Raw genomic sequence first — 6,902 nt, 5'->3', positions numbered from 1 at the left:
CCACCGATGACGGTGGAGGCTCCCCTGGTGATTCTTCTCAGCTCCCCCGGCTGGACTCGAACCAGCAACCACTCGATTACCAGTCTCGCTGGCGGGCCCTGGACGTCATTGTGCCGCTGTTCGTCGACCAGCCCGCTCAGTGGAAGGAAGCAGCCTGATGACACCCTGGCCCGAGCAGTTCGAATCCCAGATCTTTGCGCTGTTCCCCGATGCTGAACTCGACACCAGCAGCGAGCACTACGCCGTTGAAGGTGATACCTGGATCATTGAGCGAGGCGACCACGACGAGGCGGTAGACATCCTGGCCGGGGGCTCCTGGTGCCGCCTCAAGATCGCCTATGGTCGGGCGCGCTACATGCCCGAGGGCTTCGACATCGACTTCGAGGCACGCGGCGGCACCATGATCGGCGGGACCTGCAAGCGCGGATTCTTCATCGAGAAGTGGTACCAGCTCGGCCGCGCCCTGGAACAGGTTGCCGCTGAACTGCGGGCGCTGGGAGTCCTCCCGAGTGAGTGAGCCAGCTAGGAGCGCCCTCGATGACAGCTCGAAAGACGCTGTGCGCGAGCCTGGCAAGGTGTTGTATGTCACTTTCATGGAGTACTCGTTTACGCGTGGTCACCGCAAACCGGTGCCCGATACATGGGTGGACGACATCACCAGCTACCTCGAATGGCTACGAGCCTGCAGCCAAAGCACACGCACCATCAACCTGCGGCGCAAGCAGCTCGAACGTCTTGGCCGAGCCTTCCCACAGCAGAGCCCATGGGAGCTCACCCTCGAGGACCTGATTCACTGGCTCGGGGCCCAGGAGTGGGGCGCAGACACACTCCGCTCCCATCGCTCAGCCCTGACCGGCTTCTACCAATGGGGACTCACCACCGGACGCATCGACACCGACCCCACCAGAGCGCTGCCCTCCATCAAGCAGAAGCGCCCGAAGCCGCGCCCCATCCCCGGCCGGATCATCCAGAAAGCCCTCAACGAAGCCAGCGAGCGCGAGCGGCTGATGATCAAGCTGGGTCGGTATCTCGGTCTGCGTGCGTGCGAGATCGCCGTGGTGCACCGCGACGACCTCATAGAGGATCTAATGGGCTGGTCCCTAGTGGTGCACGGCAAGGGTGGCCACCAGCGGGTGGTGCCGGTCGACGACAAGACGATCATCGAGCGGGTTGCGGCCGCTGACGGTTATTGCTTTCCCGGCGCCGTGAACGGTCACCTCTCGGCAGCGCGAGTCAGCGAGCTGCTGTCCGAAGCGCTGCCAGCCGGCTACACCGGGCATCAGCTGCGGCACACGTTCGCCAGCACGATCTACGAGCGGACCCGCGACGTCCGAGTGGTGCAGGAGCTGCTGGGGCACGCGTCGCTGAACACCACACAGATCTACACCGCAGTGCCGAACGACTACCTCCGCACCGCCGTCGCCGCAGCCAGCAGGACCCCTGGGGGATCGAGAGTGGGCTATGCAGAAGCGGCGTAGCCTTGCTCGGTAACCGGTCCACGAGACCTATAGTGAAAAGCTCCCTATACAGCTTGAAGTCGGGGCCGTTTGGACGCGAATGGCGTTCCTGCCAGGTCTCTGACTCCGACGAGCTGGCAAATTTCTTCATCCCGCAGACGAGCACCCCGGAGCTGGTCTCCGACTGCGGCTGCCAACTCGGGAGTTTCCGGAGGCAAGTATTCACTGCCAGGTTCGCGCACCTTCCATCCACGAGCGTTCAGAGCACGGTAGAACCGGCTGCGGTCTTCCCTGGTGACCTTCCCCATCCGGAAAGCTCGCTCGAAAATCGCCTGCATTGAGACGCCCCACTCAGCCTTCAGGTCCGTCAGCTTTCCGAGGGTCAGATGTCCCGTGAGCTGCGGGGCGATGATGTGCTCAGGCATCAGGAGCTCGGTCGCGAAGTCATTTGCCTGCGCTTCAACGTCGGTGTCGACATAGTTGGAGTGCAGAACCAGGTGCCCCAGCTCGTGGGCGATCGTCCATCTTTTCCTGTCGGTAGGCAACGAGCTATTGATGAAGATCACGGCGTGATCCCCAGCCCACTGAGACATGCCATCGATTCGGTGAGTACCGAAGTCTTCTTCGACAATAAGCACCCCAGCTGATTCGACCCAACGCGTGAGGCTCCGGATGGGCCCAATAGGCATACGCCAGTCCGCGCGCACCATCATCGCGGCCTCACTGGGAAGATGCTCGTCGGGGTCCAGCTGGATGACATGGTTCTTCGGATTCAACGGCACCCGCTCCAGCAGGTACGACGAGTGCATACGAAGCGCGTTGAGACGAGCTTCCACTCGCTTCCAGTCAGATGGCTTGGTTGTCTTCTGCCTGCGCATATGCGCATCCGCCGCAATGGCACCCTGAATCTGGAAGTCATGGTCGAGGAACCCAGCAGTGACACCAAGTGCTTCAGCAATTGCCTCCAGAGCCGACTCATCGGGGGAGCGCAGGTTGTTCTCGTAGCGTGACAGCGAAGCCTGAGTGATGCCCAGTCGCTGGGCAAGTTCCTCCTGAGTTATGTTCGCCGCACGCCTCAGCACGAGAATGACGTCGCCGATCATAGAACTCACGACGCTCTTCCTTCCTCCTCGTCCGGCACGATGATGCCAGTGAGATCCACCTCGGGAAGGTCAGGCTGCATCGGCTCCCAGCTGAATCCAGCCACATTGCCAACATCACGCTTCAACTGAATCCCCCAAATTGGGCTATCCAGAGAGCTGCGGTAAGACAGCACCGCCTCACCCACGGCGCGGAGGTCTGCATCCCACAGGTAACCCACTGCCAGACTATGGGACTCAAATCCGTCCAACGCAAGATTATCGTTCGCCCAAAACCCCTTAGCGCCATCAGTCGCGAACGTCGAGATCTTGTCACCGGGATGATGACGCTTGATCCGCAACTGGTAGTTCAGTCCCTTGTGGATCTCCCGCGTGGGGTCTTCGTCGACGATCACAATCTCGTCTTGTCCTTGCAGTCCGTCCACAAATCGCGCCCAAATGCGTTCATGAATGATGTTGGCGGTCGTACGACTGGCGAATCGTACGAACCAATCGCGATAGGACTCACGCATCTGCTCATAATCATCCCGAGCACCGTCCACCGCCGTGATGAATGACTGCACGAACTCGGGACCGAGGTCGTCGAGAACCGCCTCCGCCTGTGGGAAATCCCTTGAAAACATACCAGAAAATATACCACGCCGCCCTTCACGCCCGGATAAGTGCCGCCCCGATGAGCCCACCGCAGCAGCCGACACGCGAACGCCGCCCTCGGAGAAGCGAGCCTGGCTGCATCTGAATGACCAACTCATCAGTGCGCGAAGCTGAAAGACAACGGCCCGCATAACCAGCCAGTCGGCTGAGCAGGCCATTGGGCCCACTACGGGTACCGCTGGGGAACGAGAACCCCTATGCTCGACTACACCGCACCCTGAAGGAGAACTGAACGATGCCTAGAATGCAGCCCAACTACGCATCAAGAGACTTTGACGAACTGCCGGCCGGGAAGAAGCTGCTCCGCGCCCTGATCGGCCTCGGCATTCTCGCCGCTGTAGTGGTCCTGCTGCTGTTCATCTTGGTTGGCTGCTCCAGCCAGGACCCCTCGGACAACAAAGCAGAGACGCCAATCTCTGAAGCTGAAGCGCCCGCAGTTCCAGCCGCAGGCCCCTTCGAAGAGGGCGCGCCGGACGAAGCCCTCGTCATATTCGACGATCCCGTGCCTGACGTCGTCCCGGCACCAAACGGTGAGATGTGGGATCTGCACGGGAGTTTCGACATGGACATCCTCCGCGGCTACTTTGATGCGACTGTCCACATGGAGGCCGGGGAGACATCATGCGAGGAAGCGCTCTACTACTGGCTCCGCGAAGACGGATATGGGACCCGCGAGGAGGCGGGCCCGACCTGTTTCGGAGAGGGTGGCGGACGTGTCCCGTCTGAGGAACTCCGGCGAATTCACTACGTATGCCAGGCCCCGAACACCACCGCTCAGACACTCGTTATGCCCACATCGAAGGGAAACGAACCAGTCGCGTCAGTCTTTACACCCGAGCACACCACTGGCGACCACTGGGAGTGCTTCGACTTTAACGGCGAAACCGTCGAAGCCGACCAAACAGTGGTCTCGTCTGTCGACGAGTGAGCTGGCAGTACGACGAAGAGCCCCGTCTCTGGCCTCGAAGTGAAGCCGGAGACGGGGCTTTCGACCCCAGGTCGGAGACTCCGCGGTTCGAGGAACGCGCCCCGGGGCTCTCAGGGTTTAGAGGACGCGCCAGTCACTACGCCACATTTCGGCTGCCCTACCGACAACCGACTGACTGAACGAATGCCACTGATAGTAGCTGGTTCTCGAGGTGCGGAACCTCGAATACTCCGTGCCGCTATTTGCCAGGGTGTAGCGCGACCGCGCACGGGTCTCGTATGCAGTCAGGATGTTGTTCTGTGACAACCGGTAGTTGAACCGACGAATGAGAATGTGGCGGAACACCGGACGTGAAGAGACAACACGCCCTCCCAGGACTCCGAACCCATAGACGTGGGAGTTTGCGTTGCTGTACCAGCGATAGTGCATCCCCTCTACGAGGCCGCCGCCCGGGTATGTCTGATGCCAGGAAGCACTCGTGGGCTGAATCTGCACAGCACCATCTTGCCCCTCCTCCGTGTCGGCGACGCGGTACTCTTCCAGTTCGGGAAGGGCCAGAGCAGCCTCGTCGAGGTATCCCTGCTTCACGGCCTCCTCATCTGACAAGGCATTCTCTACGTCAGTGAGTGAGGCAACAGGCATGCCCCCAATGACGATCCCAAAAGGTGCATCCTTGAAATCGAACGAAACACCCCCATCCCACGACGGCTCATAGCCGATCTCGTACGCTCGGTCCAACAGGGGACGGTAGTCCTCCGCGGCATCCAGAGTGTCTGCGACTTCTTGAAGTGCCCTGCGGCACTTCTCGTGACCCTTCTCCTCTGCGACTTGCAGGTTCTTCGCGTCGGCATTTGCGAGCAGTCGCTCGCCGTCCTTCTTCAGCATCGCGTTCCTTTCTTGAACACTTTGGTCCGCAGTCTTTCTACGGGCCACTCCTGCCGGGGCTGCCCCCGGGCAGGTCTATCGAGGGGCGCGCTAGTAGGCGCCCTGTTGCGGCCACTCAGCGTTGCTCGGCCTCGTTCTGCGCTCGGCGCAGCTGTTCTACGGCTTCGTCGTGATCGATCTCGGGATGAATACGGATGTACGCATGCCCCGGGAGGTCCTCGAGGTCCCCAAGGCTGGGCGTGCCGCTCTTCGCCCCTGAGCCGATGGAGGTCAGCAGCGACACCACGCCGGCGAGCGCGGCTGCGGCTGCGACTCCGAGCCAGTCGATGTTGTGGATTCCTGCGGGCGTGTCGGTGGGCAGGCCGCTGGTGTAGAGGCCGATGACCGCGAGCGCTGTTTGGGCGATGGTTTTGACTGAGCGCTCGGCGGCGGCTTTCCAGAAGTCTGTGGTGTACATGAGAGGGCTCCTCATTTGTAGGCGTTTCGCTGTCGGTTCATGCGTTCGGTGAGGCCCCACCAGGTGGCGGGGCCAGGCTGGCCGTCGATGGCTCCGCTGTAGAGCCCTCCTGCGGCGAGGACGGCTTGCACGGCGGCCCAGATGCTGGCCGCGTTGCCGAACGCCTTGCCGTTGCCATGCCGGCGGACGTCGGCGCGCTGTGTCACGCTGCGGTGCGCGTCGAGCAGCCATTGGCGGGCGAGCTCCTCATGCGCCCACTTGCTGGTGCCGGTCGGCCGGTAGCCGGCCCGGCGCAGGTACTCGAAGAACGCGGCCGAATGGCTGGCCGGCACGGCGCGGTGCCAGTTATCCAGCGGCACGCCGGGGGTACTGCGGAACGGGTTGCTGGCGGCGAGGAATACCTGGGGGAGCGCGCTGCCCGGCCAGGGCGTATCGGTGGCCCTACTCAGACCGCCGCTGTCGCTGCTGCTGGGGATGGTCAGCCGCTGCCGTACCTTGATGAGGTTGACGTTGCTGATCCCGTTGGCCTCGGCGAGCGCGGCGACGGTGGTGCCGTGGGCGGCCGCGATGCTGGAGAGGGTGTCTCCGGGCTGGACGGTGTAGGTGCCGCCCGGCGCGGCCGGGGTCGGCCGGCCGGTGAGGGGTCCGAAGGTCAGCCGGCCGGCGGCGATTTCGCTGCGGATCGGCTGACCGGCGCAGGCGGTCGAGTTGCGGGGTAGGTTGCCGTGGTCGACCGGGAGGGTCCGCATGTTGGGGAACTTGGTGGCGCGCAGGTATCGGCCGAGGGCGCGGAAGCTCGCGCGCGCCGCGGCGCTGGGCCGCTCCCCGTTGCCGACGATGAACAGCACGCCGAGGGCGGTGAAGTTGTGGTGCATCGCGTGGGCGGCCGCGTGCGTATCGCCGGCGCCCTCGAAGATCCTGCCGGCCTGGTCGATGACGTAGGGGTAGCCCAGGTCTGCCCAGCCGTTGACCCGGATGTGGAGGTTGCGCCAGCCGCGGATCCGGGCGCAGCTGGTCTCGAGGGGCTCCACGCCGACGGTGACGTCGCCGATGGCGGGGTAGTGGGGGACTAGAAGCACGATGTCGGCGGGGTCGAGGAGCCGGCTGGTGATGCGGGTAAAGCCCTTCGGCTGGGAGGTCCAGGTGGATCTCTTGAGGATGGTGGGGCGGCTGCTCATCGTGGGGGCTCCTCGTCGGTCTCGGGGACGGCGACGTGCTCGATGTCGATGTCGTGGTCCTGGCCCGGCGTCGGGTCGGTGTCGTAGTCGTCGAGGTCAGGGGCGGGCAGGTCTTCCTCGGTGGGCTCGCCGCCCAGGTCGTGTGCTGGGGCGAGCTGGTCTTCGGGTGGCAGTTTCGGCACGGTGTCCTCCTCCAGGGGTGGGGGCTGCTGGGTATGGAGAAGCCCCGTCAGCGGGATCGCT

General features: G+C 63.2%; 9 protein-coding genes. 3 read left to right on the top strand and 6 right to left on the bottom strand.

Annotation, left to right across the window (positions count from 1 at the left end; translation table 11 throughout):
- Nucleotides 1-157 precede the first annotated feature (157 nt).
- Both Q1K09_RS11265 and Q1K09_RS11260 read left to right on the top strand, forming a co-directional pair.
- A complete protein-coding gene (locus tag Q1K09_RS11265; protein ID WP_300345522.1) occupies nt 158-517 on the top strand; it encodes a hypothetical protein in 360 nt (119 codons plus the stop codon).
- A 58-nt stretch (nt 518-575) separates the two neighbouring features.
- Entirely contained in the window at nt 576-1,478 is a 903-nt protein-coding gene (locus Q1K09_RS11260; RefSeq protein ID WP_300345521.1) for a tyrosine-type recombinase/integrase, read from the top strand.
- Nucleotides 1,479-1,522: 44 nt separating this feature from the next.
- Here the strand turns inward: Q1K09_RS11260 and Q1K09_RS11255 are convergent, their stop codons facing one another.
- Both Q1K09_RS11255 and Q1K09_RS11250 read right to left on the bottom strand, forming a co-directional pair.
- A complete protein-coding gene (locus tag Q1K09_RS11255) occupies nt 1,523-2,560 on the bottom strand; it encodes an XRE family transcriptional regulator (protein ID WP_300345523.1) in 1,038 nt (345 codons plus the stop codon).
- Between the two features lie 5 nt (nt 2,561-2,565).
- A complete protein-coding gene (locus tag Q1K09_RS11250) occupies nt 2,566-3,180 on the bottom strand; it encodes a hypothetical protein (RefSeq protein ID WP_300345520.1) in 615 nt (204 codons plus the stop codon).
- Between the two features lie 266 nt (nt 3,181-3,446).
- On the opposite strand from Q1K09_RS11250, the gene Q1K09_RS11245 reads away from it, so the two are divergent.
- The gene (locus Q1K09_RS11245) at nt 3,447-4,139 is read left to right on the top strand and encodes a hypothetical protein (RefSeq protein ID WP_300345519.1); all 693 of its coding nucleotides are present in this window, start codon (nt 3,447-3,449) and stop codon (nt 4,137-4,139) included.
- 117 nt (nt 4,140-4,256) lie between these two features.
- On the opposite strand, the gene Q1K09_RS11240 is transcribed toward Q1K09_RS11245, so the two are convergent.
- From Q1K09_RS11240 to Q1K09_RS11225, 4 genes are all read right to left on the bottom strand, one after another.
- Nucleotides 4,257-5,024, bottom strand: coding sequence for a hypothetical protein (locus Q1K09_RS11240; protein ID WP_300345518.1), 768 nt, complete (start codon nt 5,022-5,024; stop codon nt 4,257-4,259).
- A gap of 115 nt (nt 5,025-5,139) precedes the next feature.
- Entirely contained in the window at nt 5,140-5,481 is a 342-nt protein-coding gene (locus Q1K09_RS11235) for a holin (protein ID WP_300345517.1), read from the bottom strand.
- An 11-nt stretch (nt 5,482-5,492) separates the two neighbouring features.
- A complete protein-coding gene (locus tag Q1K09_RS11230) occupies nt 5,493-6,659 on the bottom strand; it encodes a LysM peptidoglycan-binding domain-containing protein (protein WP_300345516.1) in 1,167 nt (388 codons plus the stop codon).
- Nucleotides 6,656-6,841, bottom strand: coding sequence for a hypothetical protein (locus Q1K09_RS11225; RefSeq protein ID WP_300345515.1), 186 nt, complete (start codon nt 6,839-6,841; stop codon nt 6,656-6,658). Before Q1K09_RS11225 ends, Q1K09_RS11230 begins: the two co-directional genes overlap by 4 nt.
- Nucleotides 6,842-6,902 lie beyond the last annotated feature (61 nt).

Origin of the sequence: Nesterenkonia sp., assembly GCF_029265375.1 — a bacterium.
Classification (GTDB): Bacteria; Actinomycetota; Actinomycetes; order Actinomycetales; family Micrococcaceae; genus Nesterenkonia.
The sequence above is the reverse complement of the archived record's forward strand: the minus strand, read 5'-3'. Positions and strand labels throughout refer to the sequence as shown.